Raw genomic sequence first — 20627 nt, forward strand, 5'->3', positions numbered from 1 at the left:
GGCAAGCCTCGCTCCTACAGGGATTCTGGTGTCCGCAAATGTTGTGAGCGTCACAATCCCCCGTAGGAGCGAGGCTTGCCCGCGAAGAGGCCATTCCTGACAACACAACCTCTCAACCCCAGCACATAAATCCAGGGCATAAAAAAAGCCCCTCTTGCGAGGGGCTCTTGGTGAAGCGCTACAACCCAACCAGCATCAGGTCATCTGAATGATGGTCTGCATGATGGTGCTCTGGGTGGAGATGGTCTTGGCGTTCGCCTGGTAGTTGCTCTGTGCCTTGATCAGGTTGACCAGTTCGTTGGTCAGGTTGACGTTGGACTCTTCCAGGGAGTTGGACTGGATGGAACCCAGGGTGCCGGTTTCCGGCGCGTCGTAGCCCGGGATACCCGAGGCGAACGTCTCTTTCCAGCTGGTGCCGCCAATCGCTTGCAGGCCTTGTTCGTTGGTGAAGCTGGCCAGCGCAACCTGGCCGATGGCCTTGCTCTGGTTGTTGCTGAAGTTGGCGAACAGGGTGCCGGTGCCATCGATGGTCAGGTTGGTGATCTGGCCAGTGGCGTAGCCGTCCTGGGTCGGAATCGAACGGGCGGTGTCAGCGTTGTACTGGGTGGTCTTGGCCAGGGAAATGGTCACGCCAGCCGGGTTGGCGGCTGCGCCATTGGCTGTCCATACGCCATTGGTCACGGTGCCTGGCACCCAGCCGGTCAATTTCAGATCGCTGCTGATGATTGGAGCACCACCCGCCGGATTAGGCGTGCTGACCTGAGTCAACTTGCCGCTGGTGTCGAACGACAGGGTCGAAGCAACCGGGGCAGTGACTTTTGGGTCGCTGCCGGTGGCATCCGGGTTACGACCGTCGACCAGGGTGTAGACCTTCCAGGTGTTGCCAGCCGTTTTCACCATGTATTGATCCATGGTGTGCTGGTTGCCTTGGCTGTCATAGATCGGGGTGCTGAACGACTTGGTGTAGGTCGCCGTCAGGGTCGGGTCGAACTTGCCCGCCGGGACGGTATCGTCGATGACCGGCTCGGTCGAGTTCAGGTTGATCGTGGAGGCCACGGCCGAAGTGGATTTCGGCGCCAGGTTCGAGGTGTCGAGTTTAAGGTCGGTCAACACGCCGTTGATGATCTTGCCGTTGGCATCTACGCCATAGCCTTGCAGGCGGGACGTGTAATCGGTGTTGGTGATGTAACCGTCCTTGTCGACCTTGAACGTACCGTTACGGGTGTAGGACACCGAACCGTTATTGCTCAGGGCGAAGAAACCCGAACCGTTGATGCCCATGTCCAGCACGTTACCGGTGTTGTTGATGTCACCCTGGGTAAACTGCTGGGAAACGTTGGCCAGGCGCACACCGCTGCCGACCACCTGGCTGCCGCTGCCGAGTTTGGTCGCCGAGTAGACGTCTTCAAATTCGGTACGGGAGGATTTGAAACCGGTGGTCGCGACGTTGGCGATGTTGTTGCCGGTCACGTCCAGTTGTTTATTGGCTGCATAGAGACCGCTAAGGCCGATATTGAAAGACATATTCCACTCCTTTGTGCCGGGTTAGTCGGCTCTATATACCAATGGTTTGAACTTTGGACAGCGCCACCGGGCCCAGGCCCGCGAGGTTGAGCATCAGCTCGCCGCCGGTCTGGCTGAGGGTCACGCTGTTGACGGTGGCCGGCAGGTAAACCGCCAGGTCCGTCGCCGTGCCGTTGACCGGTGCGCTGGCCTTGATGGTGTAGGCGCCGACCGGAACGGGGTTGCCGCTCGAATCCTTGCCATCCCATGTGAAGCTGGAACTGCCGACCGCGCGGGTGCCCAGATCGATAGTGCGGACCGTCTTGCCGTCTTTGTCGGCAATGGTCACCGTGCCGCTGCTGATCGACGAAGTCAGGTTCACCGAGCCGGTAACAGCCTTGGTCGGATCATCGACCTGGATATTGTTGGTCTGCACGATCACGGAACGGCCAACCAGGGACGAAGCCTGCAACGCTTGCGAAGAGCTGTAGTTGCCGGCAATCGAGCTGACCGTGCTGTTAAGCGTGGTGATGCCTTCCAGGCTACTGAACTGAGCCAACTGGGCGACGAACGCACTGTTGTCCTGCGGGTCCAGCGGGTTCTGGTTTTTCAGCTGCGTCACCAGCAACTGCAGGAACGCATCCTTGCCCAACGTCTGGCCGCCCGTCGCGCTGTTGGTCGCGGAGGCAATGCCGCCGGACGTGGAGCTGCTGGATTTAACGGAAGAGTTCGCCAGGATGTCGTTGAGGCTGAGGCCGCTGGTGGAATCGGTAACACTCATCTGAGTCGCCCCTTATCACTGACCGAGGGTCAGGACCTTCTGCATCATGGTTTTGGCGGTGTTCATCATTTCGGCGTTGGTCTGGAACGAACGGCTCGCGGAAATCATGTCGGCCATTTCCTCGACGACGTTGACATTCGGGTAGTAGACGTAGCCCTTGGCGTCGGCAGCCGGATGGTTCGGCTCGTAGCGCGCTTCAAGGTTGCTCTGGTCTTCGACCACGCCGAGCACTTGCACGCCTTGACCGGCGGCGTCCTGGCTCTGGAACAGCGAATCGCTGCCGCCGTTCTGGCCGCCCTGGAACATGGTGGCGAATACCGGGTGACGGGCGCGATAAGTCTGGTCGATGCTCGACGAGACGGTTTCGGCGTTGGCGATGTTCGAGGCCACGGTGTTGAGGCGCGTGGTCTGGGCACTCATGCCGCTACCGGCAATGTTGAAAACACTGGCAAGGGACATGACTTACTCTCCGCGCAGGGCTGAAACCAGCCCTTTGAATTTGCTGTTGAGCAGGGTGAAGCTGGCCTGGAAGCCGACCGCGTTTTCCGCGTAGTTCGACTGTTCCAGTTGAGCGTCCACGGTGTTCTGGTCGATCGACGGTTGCATCGGCGTGCGATACAGCAGCGACTCGTCGCCATTGCCCAGGCCTTCAGCTTCGATATGACGGCTGTTGGTCATGTTCAAGGCGAAAGTACCGCCCTTGGTTTTCTCGTTCTGTGCGGCAAGCACTTTGGAGAAATCCAGATCCCGAGCCTTGTAGTTCGGGGTGTCGGCGTTGGCGATGTTGTTGGCCAGGACTTCGGCACGCTGGGCGCGGAAGCCCAGGGCTTGTTCGTGGATACCGAGCGCTTTATCGAAGCTGATGCTCATGTCGGGAAACCTTCGGGTGACCTGATTTTTCGTAACTTGAACATAGCAAGCGGCGTGCCAATTCAAAAAACGCCGTAAACCGGGGCTTTGCGGGCATCGGCAAGGCGGCAATGCCAGAAAAGCGGCAACCGGTTTCCGCCGTCTGCCGCTTTTCTGCCGCTTTCCTGAATTGCGCATCGTTCCCTGTAGGAGCTGCCGAAGGCTGCGATCTTTTGATCTCGCTCTTAAAAACCAGGATCAAAAGATCGCAGCCTTCGGCAGCTCCTACGTGATGCAAAAGCGGCAGGCATAAAAAAAGGAGCCCATGTGGGCTCCCGTTTTTTATGCCTGCCGCGTTGCATCACTTCGCCTGGTAAATAATCCCCGGGCTGCACTGGACCATCTGGTAATGATCCGGCAAGCCGTTCAGCGCTTCGGACGCGCCGAGGAACAGGTAACCACCTGGCTTCAACGTGCTGTGGATGCGCAACAGGATGTCCTTCTTCACCTCGGCGGAGAAGTAGATCAGCACGTTGCGGCAGAACACGATGTCGAACTTGCCCAGCGCCGCGTAGCTATCGAGCAGGTTGAACGAACGGAACTCGACCCGGCTTTTGATCGGCGCCTTGATCGCCCAACGTCCCGGCCCTTTCGGATCGAAGAAACGTTGCAAACGCTCTGGCGACAGGCCGCGACCGATTGCCAGGCTGTCGTACTCGCCGGTCTTGCAGTTGGTCAGCATGGTGCCGGACAGGTCAGTGGCAACAATCTGCACACCCATCTTCAACTGGCCCATGTTGGTCCGCTCGAACTCGTCGATCGACATCGACAGCGAATACGGTTCCTGACCCGACGAACACGCCGCCGACCAGATTCGCAAACGTTGACCGGGAGCAGCCTTGATCGCTTCGGGCAGTACCTTGTTCTTCAAGACTTCAAACGGATAGGTGTCACGAAACCACAGGGTTTCGTTGGTCGTCATGGCATCCACCACCATCTCGCGCAAACCACTGCGCGGCTGGGTCTGGATGCGCTGGACCAGCTCACCCAGGGATTTGATGCCCTGCTGTTCCATCAGTTTGTTGAGACGGCTCGAGACCAGGTATTGCTTGTTTTCACCGAGCAAAATGCCACAGGCTTTTTCCAGGAAGACCCGGAACTGTTCGAAATCCAAATTACCCGTAGACAAAGATACCGCCTCTTAAATCGTGTTGAACGCCAAGGACAAAAGGCCCTTAGCTGATATCTGCTGCTTTGATCCGGTCGACTACCCGGGATGCCAGGTCATCAGGGCGGAATTTGGCAAGGAAGTCATCGGCACCGACTTTCTTGACCATCGCCTGATTGAATACACCCGACAACGAAGTATGCAGGATGATATGAAGCTTTTGCATGCGTGGGTCAGCGCGGATCTCGGCCGTCAGGGTGTACCCGTCCATCTCCGGCATCTCGATGTCGGAGATCATCATCAGGAACTCTTCTTCCGGCTTCTTGCCTTCATCGACCAGTTTGCGCAGGTATTCCAGCGCTTGCCGACCGTCGTTCAGCGCCACCACTTCGACACCGATCGTTTGCAGGCAACGCGTGACCTGCTTGCGCGCCACCGACGAGTCATCGACCGTCAGCACACGCAAGGACAACGCCTTGTGCTGGGTTTCGACATCGACCACACCGACCGAAATCGCTTCCGGCGTCGGCGCCACCTCCGCGAGGATCTTCTCGACGTCGATGATTTCGACTAACTGATTGTCGACCCGAGTCACAGCCGTGAGGTAATGATCGCGCCCAGTGCCCTTGGGTGGCGGATGGATCTCCTCCCAGTTCATGTTGACGATGCGCTCTACCGACCGGACCAGGAAGCCTTGGGTCTTGGTGTTGTACTCCGTGATGATCACGAAGGGATTGCTTTGATCTTTAAGTGCACCGGCACCGGTGGCCATCGCCAGATCAAGGATCGGGATGGTCGCCCCACGAATATTTGCCACACCGCACACGACGGGACTGGACTTGGGCATCAGAGTCAGTTTGGGGCATTGCAGCACCTCACGAACCTTGAACACGTTGATCCCATACAGCTGCTGGCCGTCGAGACGGAACAACAACAGCTCAAGGCGATTCTGCCCTACCAGTTGCGTGCGCTGGTTTACCGAATCCATTACACCAGCCATGCCCAGACTCCTACACCAACAACGCTAAGTTGTGTTGCGACGCACATTCATCACTAAACGGCACGGCGCTTGCTTTTTAACCCGTATGAACAAACAAACGACATTTTTCCGACACCTGACATCAAACTACCGCAAATTGCTTTGCGTGGTGTCGGCTGTTTGCCTGTTGCCTCTTGGCAGCCCTGCCGTTGCTGACGCGGTTACCTTGCCTGACATGCTTATCGGCGTCACTCAGGGCTTTCTTGAATTCACCGTAGAAGACTATCTGGCCACCAGTCAAACGGAAGGCCGCTACGAAATCGAGGTCAAGCAGCTCGATCCGCGGCTGCGCATGCCCATGTGCGACAAGGAATTGACAGCCTCGCTGGAGAGCCCGGCCACCCCGATCGGTCGGGTAACGGTCAAGGTTCGCTGTGAGGGCAGTTCCCCGTGGACAGTGTTCGTGCCCGCTCAAGTGCGCCTGTTTCGAGACGTTGTGATCACCACTCGGCCACTCAAGCGCGCGGGCATTATCGAACCCGGCGATGTCGCTATGCGCGAGCGCGACATCAGCCTGATCAACCAGGGGTATTTCACCTCGGTTGACCAGGCGATCGGACAGAAACTTACCCGACCAACGGTAGGCGATCAGGTGATTACCCTGGTCCACCTGGAACAGGCGGAAGTCGTGCGCAAAGGCGATCAGGTGGTGATTACCGCACGCAGTGGTACGCTCAGTGTGCGCATGCCGGGCGAAGCCCTCTCCAATGGCGGTCTGGCCGAGCAAATACGGGTTAAAAACCTTAATTCGATGCGAGTCATCAAGGCGCAAGTCACCGCGCCCGGGCAAGTGGAAGTGTCCATGTAGAGCTCTGTGATGCGTAAGACTATGGCGCTCTGGCAGGCTGTTACCTAAACTGTGCCCATGCAGCGCTGGCGCATGCAGCTCATTGCTTAAATGAGCCTAAAGTTTTCGCAGGTATTGCCGAAAACATGGCAAGCGTCCAAATACCCAGAGGTTTTTTTATCATGGTCATCGATTTCAGCCGTTTAAACAGCTCCTCGTCACTTACGGGCAGTACACGTACCAGCATTGCCAAGGAAACCGCCGACGCCGGCAAATCCGCGCCGCTGAATACCCCGGCCGAACAGGCCAGTACCGTCGCAAGCGGGGAATCGGTACATCTCAGCAATGAGGCTCAACAGTTGCAGAAGGTCACTGACAAGCTGCGCGATCAGCCTGCCGTCGACAACGCCCGTGTGGCCGAGTTGAAAGCAGCGATTGCCGATGGCAGCTATAAAGTCGACAGCAGCCGTGTAGCCAGCAAACTGCTCAACTTCGAAGCCCAGCGCTAGGCCATCGCCTGCGCCAGGCTTTTGGACGCTTAAAACCCAAGGCCAGCCATGCACGACACTAATCTACTGCAACTGATCACCGACGACTTTGCTCCAGCTCAACGTTTGCTGGAGTTACTGCAAACCGAGTCCCTCGCCTTGCACGGTCGCGACATGCCACTGCTCGAAGAGATTCTGGCGCAGAAACAGGCACTGATCATTTTGCTCGAACAGCATGGCCGCAAGCGCAGCGAAATCCTCGCCAGCCTCAACCTGCCCATGACTCGCAGCGGCCTTGAGCAACTCGCCAGCCACTCGAGCATCGGCGATCAGTTGCTGCAACAAGGCGATGTGCTGACCGACCTCCTGGCTCAGTGCCAGGCGGCGAACGTCAAAAATGGCCAGTCGATCCTGATGCAGCAGGCCGCCACGGCCAATCAGCTGAAAATCCTCACCGGCGGCGAACCTCCAGCGCTCTATGATGCCCGCGGATCTACCGCGAAGATGGCCAAGCCACGTCCGCTCAGCCAGGCTTGATACCCCGCCAATGAGCACGCCCTATCAAGACGCGAAACATACTGGCAGAATGCCCGCTAGTAGTCATATTTTGTCTGGAGATTGATGAACCGTGTTCAATGCCTCAAGCGCGGAAGACGCTCCGCAACCACCCAAGGTGCTTACCACACCTCTGGAGATCTCCGGCAACCTTCGGCAGCTGCAAGACAGCCATGACCCGCTGATCATCACGTTCCATGAGCGCAGCCAGCGCTTCCAGAGTTATCTGGTGGACCTTGATCGTGAAAGCAACATGATTGCCCTGGATGAAATGATCCCCCGCGACGGTGAACGCTTCCTGCTCGCCGGCGAACCGTTCAAGGTCGAAGGCTTTCACGACGGCGTGCGCATTGCCTGGGAAAGTAACGGTCCGCTGACCATCGACGAATCCGGTGGCAGTCGTTGCTACCGTGGCGCGCTGCCTTCCGAAGTGGTTTATCACCAGCGCCGCAATGCCTTTCGCGCGGCATTGAAGCTGGCGCAACTGGTCAGTGTCGAGCTGGGCGGTGAAAAGCTAAAGTCGCCGATCAGCGGCAAGTTGCTGGACATCTCCGCCACCGGCTGCAAGCTGCGCTTCGAAGGTGACATCACCTCCAGCCTGCAACTGGGTCAGGTCTACGACCGTTTCATCGCTGCCCTGCCCTTCGGCAGCATGACCGCGCCGGTTGAATTGCGTTACCTGCACTTCGAAGAAAGAATCTCCACCACCTTCGCCGGTGTGCGCTTTCACAACATGAGCGGCCTGGTACAACGGCAGGTCGAGCGCTTCGTTTATCAATTGCAACGCGAAGCCCGACGTTTCGACAAAGACGACATGTAACCTCGGTGCTTCAATAAAAAACGGGCAGTCCCTTGCGGTGACTGCCCGTTTTTTTATGCGTCGATTTTAAGGCCTGGCCTCGGTGAAGCTTTGTTCGCGACCGGCGTCCGGGTCTTCCGGATCGTTCGGATCCTCCGGGGATGGATCGGGTTCAGGTTCTGGTTCGGGCTCGGGTACAGGCTCGATCGGATTCTGCATCTGATCCTGTACCACTTGTTCATCCACCCGTGGGTCGAGGGCCGCCACCAACGGTGAACTCGACATGCTGTCGGGCATGGCCACGTGATGCAGCGGCGCGTCGTCGACCACATGCAGATTGGTCACCGCTTTCGGGCGAATCCGCCACACCAGCACCAGCGCGAAGAAACTGAAGAAGGCATACAACATGTGGCTGCCGAACAGCTTCATCAGTACGCCGGTCACCAACGGCCCGATACTGGCGCCAACGCCGTAGGTCACCAGCAGCATGGCCGTCAGGGATACGCGGCGATCACCCTCGACGTGGTCGTTGGAGAACGCCACGGCCAACGGATACAGGCAGAACTGCACCAGTGAGCAGAGGAACCCGGCGATGAACAGCACCTCCAGCGGCACCTCGGTCATGATCGCCAATGGCAACGCGGCAACCGCCAGGCACAAGGCAAAGCAGCGGATCAGCAGCGCCCGGTCATAGCGATCGGACAACCAGCCCAGCGGCCACTGCACCACCAGCCCGGCAAAAATGCAGCTACCCATGAACAGACCGACCTGCTCCGTGGACAAGCCCTGCTGCGAGGCATACAGCGGCGCCAGACCGTAGAACGAGCCGACGATCAACCCGGCGCCCAACACCGTGCTTAATGACTGCGGCACGCGCTTGATGAAGAACCGTGGCTCCATCGGTGCCGGATGCAGAGGTGCCGGGTGAATGCGTCGGGTCAGGGCCACCGGCACCAGACACAACGCGAAGCACAGCGCGACCAGCATCAGCAGTTCCAGGCCCAAGGCCGGGTGCAGGACCAGAATCAACTGACCCAACACCAGTCCCAGGTACGAGGCGATCATATAGCCGCTGAACACCAACCCGCGCTGCTTGGCTTCAGCCTGCTCATTGAGCCAACTCTCGATGACCATGTATTGGCACATCATGCCAAGGCCGACAATGACCCGCAGAAACAGCCACGCAGGCAGCCAGTCAATCAATCCGTGGCCCAACACTGCGGCGCCGACAATCCCGGCGCACGCCGCATAGGCGCGGATGTGCCCGACCCGGGCAATCAGCCGGTGGCCGATCTTGCCACCCAGCACCAGGCCGAAATAGTTGGCCGCCATCAGCGCACCGACCCACAAACTGTCGACATTGTCGGCGGCCAGGCGCAAGCCCAGATAGGTACTTAACAGGCCCGAGCCGATCAACATCATCAGCGAGGCAAAATACAGCGCTCGAAAGGATTTCCAGATTTGGCGCATCGGCGTTCCGAGCGGCTCCTTGCAGTGGGATCGGGCTATCGAAAACGATAGCCCGGAGACGAAGAATCGTCAGGCCTGGGCTGCTAAAACACGCCGTTCCCAGGGAGTAATTTCATCAAAGAAGCTGGTCAACTCCATGGTCTTCGAAGCGATGTAACCTTCGATGAACTCCTTGCCAAACAGTTCCTTCGCCAATTGGCTACGTTTCAGACGTTCGAGGGCAGCGTGCAAGGTACATGGCAACGAAAGATTATCCGGCACCACGAATTCACCCTGGATCGCCTCGCTCGGTTCCAGCTCATTTTCGATGCCGTGCAGCCCGGCGGCGAGGCTTGCGGCGATCGCCAGGTACGGGTTGGCATCGGCGCCAGGCAAGCGGTTCTCCACCCGACGGGCCACCGGCGAACTGGCCGGAATGCGCAAACCCGCCGCCCGGTTGTCGTGGGACCAGCAGGCATTATTCGGTGACGCAAACGGATGGCACAAGCGCTGATAGGAGTTGACGTTCGGCGCAAACAACGCCGTGAAGTCGGCCATGCCAGCCTGTTGTCCACCGATAAAATGACGGAAGGTCGCCGTCGGTTCCCCAGCCTTGTCGCTGAACACGTTTCGGCCGCTGGCGATCTCGATGATGCTCTGGTGAATATGCATCGAACTGCCCGGCGTGTGCGCCAATGGCTTGGCCATGCACACCACCGTCAGGCCGTGTTTGAGCGCGACTTCCTTGAGCAGGTGCTTGAACAAAAAGGTCTGGTCAGCCAGCAGCAGTGGATCGCCGTGCAGCAGGTTGATTTCAAACTGGCTGACGCCCATCTCGTGCATGAAGGTATCGCGAGGCAAGCCCAGGGCTGCCATGCATTCATAGACTTCACTGAAGAACGGCCGTAAGCCGTTATTGGAGCTGACGCTGAACGCCGAATGACCGTCCTCACGACGACCGTCCAGGCCCAACGGCGGCTGGAAGGGTTGCGTCGGATCGGTGTTGGGCGCGAAGACAAAGAATTCCAACTCGGTCGCCACCACCGGCGCGAGGCCGCGTGCGGCGTAACGCGCGATGACGGCTTTGAGCTGGCCGCGAGTCGATAGAGAGGAGCTCTCCCCGGTCAGTTCGTCCGCATCGCAAATGGCGAATGCCCTTGGGTGCTTGCTCCAGGGCAAGCGATGAATCTGCGCCGGATCCGGCACCAGCGCCAGGTCGCCATCATCGCTGCCGTAAAAACGCGCTGGCGGATATCCGCCCATGATGCATTGCAGCAGCACACCCCGCGCCATCTGCAACCGTCGCCCTTCGAGGAAGCCCTCGGCAGTCATTACCTTGCCCCGTGGTACGCCGTTCAAATCCGGCGTGACACATTCAATCTCATCAATGCCCGTCAATCGCTGAGCGAGTGAACGCTGGCCATCGGTTGTCATGACGCAATCCTTGTTGTTGTGCGAGCCGCGAACGGCGACCCGTACAAAATAGGCTCCGGCCGTTCGGAATATCAAGCACTCCCGAACAAAAAACCAACCGATGTCGGGGGATCACGTCACGGCAGGTACAGGCTAAAGACTCCGCCGCCCAACGGGCCGCCATTGCTGATGCGGGTATAGCCGCCGACACCATTGCGCTGATGCAACGCCGCAATCCGCCCGGCGAAGTACAAGCCCAGGCCAGTGCTGCCAGAACTTTGGTTGATGCCTTGCACATAATCGGCCTGGCGCTCGATCATCTCGGGTGGATAACCCTCGCCGTCGTCGTTGATGGTGATCACCAACTGGCCGGCCTCATCGCTGACCGTGATCAACAGCGCGTCCCTGGCATAGCGAATCGCATTGTTGATGCAGTTGGCCAGCACCGAAGCAATCAGCTCGCGGTCGAAAAAACCCAACGGACTCAGGGGATCTACTTCATAGGTGGCCATGATGCCGCGACTGGCAAACACCTCTTGATGCGCCGCCAATTGAGCTTCGATGAAGTCGTCCAGCTCATGGTAAGCCGGCTGCAACGGCATCTGGTTGACGCCGAGTTTGTAGAGCCCCAGCAACTGCACGAGCATGCCGTTGAGATGGGCGAATTCGAAGTCGATGACGCCCTGCTCTTTGGATTGCTGCTGATCGGGCATGCGCGCCAGCCATTGGCTGTGGGCCTGCATCAGCGTCGCCAGAGAGTTCTTCATGTCGTGCACGGTGGAGGCAATTACCGTGGAGAAATCGAGTGCCTGTTCGCTGTCGTTCATTCGCCAAACGCCTTGCTTCGCAGCTTCTGATAACGGGAAAAACGCGCGTCGGTATCGGGCATCAGACCCACCGTTTTCAGGCAGGCCCGGCACTCCTCGAGTTCCGCCGACGGCACACTGGTGTCAGTGCCATGCAGTAGCGATTGCGCCATGTTCAGCGCAATACTGATGTTCTTCGGTTGCAGCGCCAGGGCTTTGCGGAACACGTCCCGCGCTTCCACCAGGTTGCCGGTCTTGTACACGCGCACGCCTTGACGGTTGAGGTCGGCGGCGGCATTACCGGCATTGAGAATAGTCGGGTCGTCGGTCAGCTTGGCGATGCCTTGCATCACGGCCGGGTCATCACCGTAGATCTCCGCACAGTTTTTCAGCATCGACGCACCGGCGCTGGCCTGACCGAGCATTTGCAGCTGCTTGGCCACCAACAGCGCCGCTTCGGCACTCATGAATTGCTCCATGCCATCGAGGCGCATCATCGCTTGCTCGGTGAGCTTCTCGGCGGTCTCGGCATCGTTGAGCAACAGGCTGGTCGCTTTCATCAGCCGCGCACGAATCTGCAAGCCGGGGTCGGAAGGGTTCTCCTTGGCCACCGCGCTGAGCGTCGTGTTGATTTCGAGTCGGGTCCGGGTATCCAGGCCCTTTTCACTGCCTTTGCTGATCAAGGCGTGGGCCAGCCCCAAGTTGCTTTCCGCATCCTTGAAACGTGACTGCGCACCTTGCGAAACCGCCTGACGATAGGCTTTGGAGGCGGTTTCAAAATCTTCGTTAGTCATCGCCAGCTTACCCAGCAACGCTTGCCGGCGAACCGCCAGTGGCGACAGGCGAATGGCTTCCTCCAACACGCGCTGGGCGCCCTTGGTATCGCCTCCGGCAACCAGCACATCGGCCATGCCGTCATAGAGCGCGGGCATCATCGGGAATACTTTCAGCGCCTTCTCGTAAACCTCTTTGGCCTGGGTGACCTGGCCGCGCTTGAACAGCAGCTTGCCCAGCCCGGCAAACGCCCAAGGCTGCGGACGATCCGCGATGATGCTGTCGTAGAGACGCTCCAGCGCCTCGTTCTGATTCAGATCGCGCAGGGCATCGGCGCGATAACGCAGACACAGCGGCGAATAGCGGATGTCCTGCTTGCACAGGGCGATACAGGCGTTGAGCACCTCTACCGGTTTACCGCGGTCGAGTGCCTGCAGGATCGGCTTGAGCAACGTCTTGCGCTGCACCAGTCGCTCCAGTCGCTGGGCCAGGCCCGAGCGATTGAACGGCTTGGTCAGGTAAGCATCGGGCTCGTGCTCCAGGGCACTGAGCACCATTGCCTGACTCGTCTCGGCCGTGACCATGACAAACACGCTTTCATGGCTGATCAGCTTCTCGATCATCAGGTCTTCGAGCACCTGTTGACCGTTCTTCTTGCCATCGCCCAGGTGAAAATCCTGCAGGATAAAATCGTAAGACTTCTGCGCGCACATGCGCAGCGCCTGCTCACCGGTATCAGCGGTGTCGACATCCTTGATGCCCAGCTCCCGCAGCATGGACCTGACGGAACTGCGGAAATCCGAGAAATCATCGACGATCAGAAAACTCTTTTGGTGATACGACAGCATCGAAGATTTCCAGGCAATTTAAGAAGAACAACCCAAAGGCAAATACGTGGCGTGACTGCCGTTTCGGCGCGCAGATGATAACTGGCGGCAAAAGGCTATCAAGCGATTTCTCATCAACCCGCAGGTTGCCGCAAGCAAAGAGAACCTCAACCGTTCGGGTTATCGGCCAGGAGTAGCGTTACCTTGAAGCGGCGGATGTATAAACGTGCATTTGGCTGCATCGGTGCCGACCTTGATGCACACTTGAACGCGTCGCGACGTACTTACCTATGAACTCAAGGTCTTATTACTGTGTACATCAAAGGACGCTGTATTTTGTCCGCTTGTGCGCTGCTATCTACTCAGCATGCACTGGCGACTGGAATGGACTGTACAAAAGCGGCAAGCGCCGTTGAGAAAACCATCTGCGCGAGTGCGGCGCTGTATGAACTGGATACTCAGATGGGAGGGGTTTACCGAGGTTTGGTCAAGGCCAGCCCGCAGGCGCAGCCTGAACTGAAGACAACTCAACGCGCCTGGCTGAAAACGCGTGATCAGTGTGCCGCCGATGTGGATTGTCTCGATCAACGTTACCGCGAGCGTCTTCAGTCACTGCAAAAGCAATTGAGTGAGACGGTCGCCTACAAACCTCTGGACGTCGACAAACTAGCTGCAGAGGATCTGCAACAAGCCATACGAACAGCAAGTAATGCCGATCCGGAATTTCCGATGGAGCGGGCGCTTGAATTACTGGCGATCAAAACGGGCACCTCGCGATTTTCCGATGTGGAGGATGAAGACGCCTCGGAAGACGAAGCTCATTTCCCAACAACGATTCCAAAGGGTGTGACGAAAGACGAGTGGAAGGCTCTCACCTCCTCCAAAATTGAGGGAGCCAGCGAGTCTGGAAAAAGTTCTTATACTTTGATGGATCTGGACGGTGATGGACGACGGGATCTTATTGTCGACACCTACGCCGGTGGCACAGGTTTGTTTTCTTACATAGAAACGTATCGCCGGACTGGAGATGTGTTTGTCAGGAGGACAAATTCGCTCGGCGCTGAATCGAGTTCCAGCAGTTCGCTGCTATCCCTCAATGATCGAGGGGCGAACCAATCCCTAGACTGGATAAACCTTCGTGGTCATGTGTATGCGGCCTACCGAAGCAGCTACTACGGTGTTGATCAGCTTTATCTCCTCAATCCTCTCGAAGTTACAGGCGCAGTGCCCATTGTCACGGTTCACTACCGTTATGAACTGTCTGTCCCCAAGATTCAAAAAGATGAAGCCAGTGGTAACAGCATTACTTTGGACAATGCCCTGCATGAAGCACTCATTCAGGCGCTGGGCAAAGTCAGCAAAACCGAAGCGAAAGATATAGGTGAACAGAAAGAACCTATCTGCCCGATTCCTCCGTCCGGGGAAGGCGACGGCGACTACTACGGTTATGGTCCTGGACACTACACCTTTGAAATTGTCGGTGATATGTCTTTCATTATTGGAGGGCAGTGCTACATCGGAAGGATGGTGGATTGGTTTGGGAATTACAGCGCCAAGGATGGGCTGGGAGCCCAACTAGTGATGCGCAAGCCCGATCTGGAGGACACAGAACGTAGTTACCAAGTGAATGGCAAGCGCCGCATGACCGATGTGGCCACATCGGTAGGTAAAGTCGAGGGGGACAATGGCGACTAGTGGGTTGCCGTGGTCTTTTCGATTTGCGAATACAAGAAGCCCCGTCAGTTGTTCTGACGGGGCTTTTTTATTTTGGCTGTTTACCGCGCCACTTTCCTGCGGGCAAAACAAAACCCCCACCTGCATACGCAGATAGGGGTTTCGGAATTTAATCTTGACGATGACCTACTCTCACATGGGGAAACCCCACACTACCATCGGCGATGCATCGTTTCACTGCTGAGTTCGGGATGGGATCAGGTGGTTCCAATGCTCTATGGTCGTCAAGAAATTCGGGAGCCGGCTCGTTTGCCCTTACGGGTTTACGCTCCAGCGAATGGGTATGTGATAGATCTCGGTGTTTTGTGAGCAGTTTCGAACTTTCGGTTCGTTTCGTCTTCACACACCGCAATCTGGTGCTCTTTCGCTTTTCAGCTCGAAGCAAGCAAATTGCTTGGGTGTTATATGGTCAAGCCTCACGGGCAATTAGTATTGGTTAGCTCAACGCCTCACAGCGCTTACACACCCAACCTATCAACGTCGTAGTCTTCGACGGCCCTTCAGGGGACTCAAGGTCCCAGTGAGATCTCATCTTGAGGCTAGTTTCCCGCTTAGATGCTTTCAGCGGTTATCTATTCCGAACATAGCTACCCGGCAATGCCACTGGCGTGACAACCGGAACACCAGAGGTTCGTCCACTCCGGTCCTCTCGTACTAGGAGCAGCCCCTCTCAAATCTCAAACGTCCACGGCAGATAGGGACCGAACTGTCTCACGACGTTCTAAACCCAGCTCGCGTACCACTTTAAATGGCGAACAGCCATACCCTTGGGACCGGCTTCAGCCCCAGGATGTGATGAGCCGACATCGAGGTGCCAAACACCGCCGTCGATATGAACTCTTGGGCGGTATCAGCCTGTTATCCCCGGAGTACCTTTTATCCGTTGAGCGATGGCCCTTCCATACAGAACCACCGGATCACTAAGACCTACTTTCGTACCTGCTCGACGTGTCTGTCTCGCAGTCAAGCGCGCTTTTGCCTTTATACTCTACGACCGATTTCCGACCGGTCTGAGCGCACCTTCGTACTCCTCCGTTACTCTTTAGGAGGAGACCGCCCCAGTCAAACTACCCACCATACACTGTCCTCGATCCGGATAACGGACCTGAGTTAGAACCTCAAAGTTGCCAGGGTGGTATTTCAAGGTTGGCTCCACGCGAACTGGCGTCCACGCTTCAAAGCCTCCCACCTATCCTACACAAGCAAATTCAAAGTCCAGTGCAAAGCTATAGTAAAGGTTCACGGGGTCTTTCCGTCTAGCCGCGGATACACTGCATCTTCACAGCGATTTCAATTTCACTGAGTCTCGGGTGGAGACAGCGCCGCCATCGTTACGCCATTCGTGCAGGTCGGAACTTACCCGACAAGGAATTTCGCTACCTTAGGACCGTTATAGTTACGGCCGCCGTTTACCGGGGCTTCGATCAAGAGCTTCGCGTTAGCTAACCCCATCAATTAACCTTCCGGCACCGGGCAGGCGTCACACCCTATACGTCCACTTTCGTGTTTGCAGAGTGCTGTGTTTTTAATAAACAGTCGCAGCGGCCTGGTATCTTCGACCGGCATGGGCTTACGCAGTAAATGCTTCACCCTCACCGGCGCACCTTCTCCCGAAGTTACGGTGCCATTTTGCCTAGTTCCTTCACCCGAGTTCTCTCAAGCGCCTTGGTATTCTCTACCCAACCACCTGTGTCGGTTTGGGGTACGGTTCCTGGTTACCTGAAGCTTAGAAGCTTTTCTTGGAAGCATGGCATCAACCACTTCGTGTTCTAAAAGAACACTCGTCATCAGCTCTCGGCCTTAGAATCCCGGATTTACCTAAGATTCCAGCCTACCACCTTAAACTTGGACAACCAACGCCAAGCTGGCCTAGCCTTCTCCGTCCCTCCATCGCAATAACCAGAAGTACAGGAATATTAACCTGTTTTCCATCGACTACGCTTTTCAGCCTCGCCTTAGGGACCGACTAACCCTGCGTCGATTAACGTTGCGCAGGAAACCTTGGTCTTTCGGCGTGGGTGTTTTTCACACCCATTGTCGTTACTCATGTCAGCATTCGCACTTCTGATACCTCCAGCAAGCTTCTCAACTCACCTTCACAGGCTTACAGAACGCTCCTCTACCGCATCACCTAAGTGATACCCGTAGCTTCGGTGTATGGTTTGAGCCCCGTTACATCTTCCGCGCAGGCCGACTCGACTAGTGAGCTATTACGCTTTCTTTAAAGGGTGGCTGCTTCTAAGCCAACCTCCTAGCTGTCTAAGCCTTCCCACATCGTTTCCCACTTAACCATAACTTTGGGACCTTAGCTGACGGTCTGGGTTGTTTCCCTTTTCACGACGGACGTTAGCACCCGCCGTGTGTCTCCCATGCTCGGCACTTGTAGGTATTCGGAGTTTGCATCGGTTTGGTAAGTCGGGATGACCCCCTAGCCGAAACAGTGCTCTACCCCCTACAGTGATACATGAGGCGCTACCTAAATAGCTTTCGAGGAGAACCAGCTATCTCCGAGCTTGATTAGCCTTTCACTCCGATCCACAGGTCATCCGCTAACTTTTCAACGGTAGTCGGTTCGGTCCTCCAGTTAGTGTTACCCAACCTTCAACCTGCCCATGGATAGATCGCCCGGTTTCGGGTCTATTCCCAGCGACTAGACGCCCTATTAAGACTCGCTTTCGCTACGCCTCCCCTATTCGGTTAAGCTCGCCACTGAAAATAAGTCGCTGACCCATTATACAAAAGGTACGCAGTCACCCAACAAAGTGGGCTCCCACTGCTTGTACGCATACGGTTTCAGGATCTATTTCACTCCCCTCTCCGGGGTTCTTTTCGCCTTTCCCTCACGGTACTAGTTCACTATCGGTCAGTCAGTAGTATTTAGCCTTGGAGGATGGTCCCCCCATATTCAGACAAAGTTTCTCGTGCTCCGTCCTACTCGATTTCATGACTAAGAGATTTTCGCGTACAGGGCTATCACCCACTATGGCCGTACTTTCCAGAACGTTCCGCTAATCTCAAAGCCACTTAAGGGCTAGTCCCCGTTCGCTCGCCACTACTAAGGGAATCTCGGTTGATTTCTTTTCCTCAGGGTACTTAGATGTTTCAGTTCCCCTGGTTCGCTTCTTAAGCCTATGTATTCAGCTTAAGATACCTAACTTATGTTAGGTGGGTTCCCCCATTCAGACATCTCCGGATCAAAGTCTGTTTGCCGACTCCCCGAAGCTTTTCGCAGGCTACCACGTCTTTCATCGCCTCTGACTGCCAAGGCATCCACCGTATGCGCTTCTTCACTTGACCATATAACCCCAAGCAATCTGGTTATACTGTGAAGACGACATTCGCCGAAAATTCGAATTTCTCAACTAAGAGAACTCACAAATTTTACCTTAGCCTGATCCGTTACCAGTGAAAGTAACGTTCAGTCTATCTTTCTATCACATACCCAAATTTTTAAAGAACGATCTAATCAAAGACTAGAAATCAACATTCATCACCGTTTTGGCGGAATGCTCATTTCTAAGCTTTCAACAAACAGAAGCAGTAGTGGTGGAGCCAAACGGGATCGAACCGTTGACCTCCTGCGTGCAAGGCAGGCGCTCTCCCAGCTGAGCTATGGCCCCGTATTTCTACAGGCGTTCCCACACAAGCAAAATTGGTGGGTCTGGGCAGATTCGAACTGCCGACCTCACCCTTATCAGGGGTGCGCTCTAACCAACTGAGCTACAGACCCAATTTCGGGCTGCTTCTTATCGTCTTCTTCAATGAATCAAGCAATTCGTGTGGGAGCTCATGGAGCAGCTGATGTCGTCGATTAAGGAGGTGATCCAGCCGCAGGTTCCCCTACGGCTACCTTGTTACGACTTCACCCCAGTCATGAATCACACCGTGGTAACCGTCCTCCCGAAGGTTAGACTAGCTACTTCTGGTGCAACCCACTCCCATGGTGTGACGGGCGGTGTGTACAAGGCCCGGGAACGTATTCACCGCGACATTCTGATTCGCGATTACTAGCGATTCCGACTTCACGCAGTCGAGTTGCAGACTGCGATCCGGACTACGATCGGTTTTCTGGGATTAGCTCCACCTCGCGGCTTGGCAACCCTCTGTACCGACCATTGTAGCACGTGTGTAGCCCAGGCCGTAAGGGCCATGATGACTTGACGTCATCCCCACCTTCCTCCGGTTTGTCACCGGCAGTCTCCTTAGAGTGCCCACCTTAACGTGCTGGTAACTAAGGACAAGGGTTGCGCTCGTTACGGGACTTAACCCAACATCTCACGACACGAGCTGACGACAGCCATGCAGCACCTGTCTCAATGTTCCCGAAGGCACCAATCCATCTCTGGAAAGTTCATTGGATGTCAAGGCCTGGTAAGGTTCTTCGCGTTGCTTCGAATTAAACCACATGCTCCACCGCTTGTGCGGGCCCCCGTCAATTCATTTGAGTTTTAACCTTGCGGCCGTACTCCCCAGGCGGTCAACTTAATGCGTTAGCTGCGCCACTAAGAGCTCAAGGCTCCCAACGGCTAGTTGACATCGTTTACGGCGTGGACTACCAGGGTATCTAATCCTGTTTGCTCCCCACGCTTTCGCACCTCAGTGTCAGTATCAGTCCAGGTGGTCGCCTTCGCCACTGGTGTTCCTTCCTATATCTACGCATTTCACCGCTACACAGGAAATTCCACCACCCTCTACCATACTCTAGCTTGTCAGTTTTGAATGCAGTTCCCAGGTTGAGCCCGGGGATTTCACATCCAACTTAACAAACCACCTACGCGCGCTTTACGCCCAGTAATTCCGATTAACGCTTGCACCCTCTGTATTACCGCGGCTGCTGGCACAGAGTTAGCCGGTGCTTATTCTGTCGGTAACGTCAAAACACTTACGTATTAGGTAAATGCCCTTCCTCCCAACTTAAAGTGCTTTACAATCCGAAGACCTTCTTCACACACGCGGCATGGCTGGATCAGGCTTTCGCCCATTGTCCAATATTCCCCACTGCTGCCTCCCGTAGGAGTCTGGACCGTGTCTCAGTTCCAGTGTGACTGATCATCCTCTCAGACCAGTTACGGATCGTCGCCTTGGTGAGCCATTACCTCACCAACTAGCTAATCCGACCTAGGCTCATCTGATAGCGCAAGGCCCGAAGGTCCCCTGCTTTCTCCCGTAGGACGTATGCGGTATTAGCGTCCGTTTCCGAGCGTTATCCCCCACTACCAGGCAGATTCCTAGGCATTACTCACCCGTCCGCCGCTCGCCACCAGGTACAAGTACCCGTGCTGCCGCTCGACTTGCATGTGTTAGGCCTGCCGCCAGCGTTCAATCTGAGCCATGATCAAACTCTTCAGTTCAAACATCTTTGGGTTTTTAAGAAACCCTAAACTTGGCTCAGCAATCGTTGGTTACATCTTTGATTTCTCGCGGAGTAACTTGTGATGCTGATAATCTTGTTGACTATCAGTCTGACTCCACAAGCACCCACACGAATTGCTTGATTCAGTTGTTAAAGAGCGGTGGGTTGATTCTTTCGTCTCAACCGAGGCGCGCATTCTACAGCAGCGCCAGTTACTGTCAAGCGGTTATTTTAAGAAGTTTTCAAAGTTTCCTTTGTAACTTCAACCACTTGCGCTTTCGATCTCTCGTTAGCGGGAGGCG

General features: G+C 56.1%; 15 protein-coding genes, 2 tRNA genes and 3 rRNA genes. 5 read left to right on the forward strand and 15 right to left on the reverse strand.

What is annotated here, in order from left to right; translation table 11 throughout:
• Positions 1–195: 195 nt before the first annotated feature.
• The 6 genes from flgE to LOY68_RS23900 all read right to left on the reverse strand — a co-directional run bounded on the left by flgE (position 196) and on the right by LOY68_RS23900 (position 5301).
• Entirely contained in the window at positions 196–1524 is a 1329-nt protein-coding gene (gene flgE / locus LOY68_RS23875) for a flagellar hook protein FlgE (RefSeq protein ID WP_163912913.1), read from the reverse strand.
• A gap of 31 nt (positions 1525–1555) precedes the next feature.
• Positions 1556–2284 (reverse strand): flagellar hook assembly protein FlgD, encoded by a 729-nt coding sequence (gene flgD / locus LOY68_RS23880; protein WP_163912911.1) that lies wholly within the window; start codon positions 2282–2284, stop codon positions 1556–1558.
• Positions 2285–2299: 15 nt separating this feature from the next.
• Positions 2300–2743 (reverse strand): flagellar basal body rod protein FlgC, encoded by a 444-nt coding sequence (gene flgC, locus LOY68_RS23885; protein WP_054054819.1) that lies wholly within the window; start codon positions 2741–2743, stop codon positions 2300–2302.
• A gap of 3 nt (positions 2744–2746) precedes the next feature.
• Positions 2747–3154, reverse strand: coding sequence for a flagellar basal body rod protein FlgB (gene flgB / locus LOY68_RS23890; protein ID WP_027923954.1), 408 nt, complete (start codon positions 3152–3154; stop codon positions 2747–2749).
• Between the two features lie 340 nt (positions 3155–3494).
• Positions 3495–4322, reverse strand: a complete 828-nt coding sequence (cheR, locus tag LOY68_RS23895; RefSeq protein ID WP_054054816.1) for a protein-glutamate O-methyltransferase CheR — start codon at positions 4320–4322, stop codon at positions 3495–3497.
• 46 nt (positions 4323–4368) lie between these two features.
• Positions 4369–5301, reverse strand: a complete 933-nt coding sequence (locus tag LOY68_RS23900) for a chemotaxis protein CheV (RefSeq protein WP_054054814.1) — start codon at positions 5299–5301, stop codon at positions 4369–4371.
• Positions 5302–5386: 85 nt separating this feature from the next.
• On the opposite strand from LOY68_RS23900, the gene flgA reads away from it, so the two are divergent.
• The 4 genes from flgA (at position 5387) to LOY68_RS23920 (ending at position 7990) form a co-directional block, all read left to right on the forward strand.
• Positions 5387–6148, forward strand: a complete 762-nt coding sequence (gene flgA, locus LOY68_RS23905) for a flagellar basal body P-ring formation chaperone FlgA (protein ID WP_163912908.1) — start codon at positions 5387–5389, stop codon at positions 6146–6148.
• Positions 6149–6309: 161 nt separating this feature from the next.
• Positions 6310–6636 carry a flagellar biosynthesis anti-sigma factor FlgM gene (flgM, locus tag LOY68_RS23910; protein ID WP_265040362.1) on the forward strand — a complete coding sequence of 109 codons (327 nt, stop codon included), beginning with the start codon at positions 6310–6312 and terminating at the stop codon, positions 6634–6636.
• A gap of 48 nt (positions 6637–6684) precedes the next feature.
• A complete protein-coding gene (locus tag LOY68_RS23915) occupies positions 6685–7152 on the forward strand; it encodes a flagella synthesis protein FlgN (RefSeq protein WP_163912906.1) in 468 nt (155 codons plus the stop codon).
• A gap of 91 nt (positions 7153–7243) precedes the next feature.
• Positions 7244–7990 (forward strand): flagellar brake protein, encoded by a 747-nt coding sequence (locus LOY68_RS23920; protein ID WP_163912904.1) that lies wholly within the window; start codon positions 7244–7246, stop codon positions 7988–7990.
• Between the two features lie 66 nt (positions 7991–8056).
• Here the strand turns inward: LOY68_RS23920 and LOY68_RS23925 are convergent, their stop codons facing one another.
• The 4 genes from LOY68_RS23925 to LOY68_RS23940 all read right to left on the reverse strand — a co-directional run bounded on the left by LOY68_RS23925 (position 8057) and on the right by LOY68_RS23940 (position 13259).
• Positions 8057–9439, reverse strand: coding sequence for an MFS transporter (locus tag LOY68_RS23925; protein WP_265040363.1), 1383 nt, complete (start codon positions 9437–9439; stop codon positions 8057–8059).
• Between the two features lie 69 nt (positions 9440–9508).
• Positions 9509–10750, reverse strand: coding sequence for a glutamine synthetase family protein (locus tag LOY68_RS23930; protein ID WP_204280852.1), 1242 nt, complete (start codon positions 10748–10750; stop codon positions 9509–9511).
• Between the two features lie 218 nt (positions 10751–10968).
• Positions 10969–11658: a sensor histidine kinase gene (locus tag LOY68_RS23935; protein ID WP_265040364.1), complete on the reverse strand. Its 690-nt coding sequence runs from the start codon at positions 11656–11658 to the stop codon at positions 10969–10971.
• Positions 11655–13259: a tetratricopeptide repeat-containing response regulator gene (locus LOY68_RS23940; RefSeq protein WP_054054798.1), complete on the reverse strand. Its 1605-nt coding sequence runs from the start codon at positions 13257–13259 to the stop codon at positions 11655–11657. The genes LOY68_RS23935 and LOY68_RS23940 overlap by 4 nt, the downstream gene beginning before the upstream one ends.
• Before the next feature lie 291 nt (positions 13260–13550).
• Between LOY68_RS23940 and LOY68_RS23945 the strand changes: the two genes are divergently transcribed.
• The gene (locus LOY68_RS23945) at positions 13551–14933 is read left to right on the forward strand and encodes a lysozyme inhibitor LprI family protein (RefSeq protein ID WP_265040365.1); all 1383 of its coding nucleotides are present in this window, start codon (positions 13551–13553) and stop codon (positions 14931–14933) included.
• Between the two features lie 152 nt (positions 14934–15085).
• Here LOY68_RS23945 and rrf read toward each other — a convergent pair.
• From rrf to LOY68_RS23970, 5 genes are all read right to left on the reverse strand, one after another.
• A 5S ribosomal RNA gene (gene rrf, locus LOY68_RS23950) occupies positions 15086–15201 on the reverse strand.
• 176 nt (positions 15202–15377) lie between these two features.
• A 23S ribosomal RNA gene (locus tag LOY68_RS23955) occupies positions 15378–18269 on the reverse strand.
• 247 nt (positions 18270–18516) lie between these two features.
• Positions 18517–18592, reverse strand: a tRNA-Ala gene (locus LOY68_RS23960).
• A 33-nt stretch (positions 18593–18625) separates the two neighbouring features.
• Positions 18626–18702 (reverse strand) — tRNA-Ile (locus tag LOY68_RS23965).
• 82 nt (positions 18703–18784) lie between these two features.
• A 16S ribosomal RNA gene (locus LOY68_RS23970) occupies positions 18785–20323 on the reverse strand.
• Together the 16S, 23S and 5S rRNA genes with 2 tRNA genes alongside form the textbook arrangement of a ribosomal RNA operon.
• Positions 20324–20627: the final 304 nt, after the last annotated feature.

This window comes from Pseudomonas sp. B21-053 (assembly GCF_026016365.1).
Lineage (GTDB): Bacteria > Pseudomonadota > Gammaproteobacteria > Pseudomonadales > Pseudomonadaceae > Aquipseudomonas > Aquipseudomonas nunensis.

Coding starts and splice junctions, on each gene's coding strand:
- flgE (WP_163912913.1), bottom strand. CDS start 1,524: ATGTCTTTCAATATCGGCCTTAGCGGTCTCTATGCAGCCAATAAACAA.
- flgD (WP_163912911.1), bottom strand. CDS start 2,284: ATGAGTGTTACCGATTCCACCAGCGGCCTCAGCCTCAACGACATCCTG.
- flgC (WP_054054819.1), bottom strand. CDS start 2,743: ATGTCCCTTGCCAGTGTTTTCAACATTGCCGGTAGCGGCATGAGTGCC.
- flgB (WP_027923954.1), bottom strand. CDS start 3,154: ATGAGCATCAGCTTCGATAAAGCGCTCGGTATCCACGAACAAGCCCTG.
- LOY68_RS23900 (WP_054054814.1), bottom strand. CDS start 5,301: ATGGCTGGTGTAATGGATTCGGTAAACCAGCGCACGCAACTGGTAGGG.
- flgA (WP_163912908.1), top strand. CDS start 5,387: ATGAACAAACAAACGACATTTTTCCGACACCTGACATCAAACTACCGC.
- flgM (WP_265040362.1), top strand. CDS start 6,310: ATGGTCATCGATTTCAGCCGTTTAAACAGCTCCTCGTCACTTACGGGC.
- LOY68_RS23915 (WP_163912906.1), top strand. CDS start 6,685: ATGCACGACACTAATCTACTGCAACTGATCACCGACGACTTTGCTCCA.
- LOY68_RS23925 (WP_265040363.1), bottom strand. CDS start 9,439: ATGCGCCAAATCTGGAAATCCTTTCGAGCGCTGTATTTTGCCTCGCTG.
- LOY68_RS23930 (WP_204280852.1), bottom strand. CDS start 10,750: ATGACTGCCGAGGGCTTCCTCGAAGGGCGACGGTTGCAGATGGCGCGG.
- LOY68_RS23935 (WP_265040364.1), bottom strand. CDS start 11,658: ATGAACGACAGCGAACAGGCACTCGATTTCTCCACGGTAATTGCCTCC.
- LOY68_RS23940 (WP_054054798.1), bottom strand. CDS start 13,259: ATGCTGTCGTATCACCAAAAGAGTTTTCTGATCGTCGATGATTTCTCG.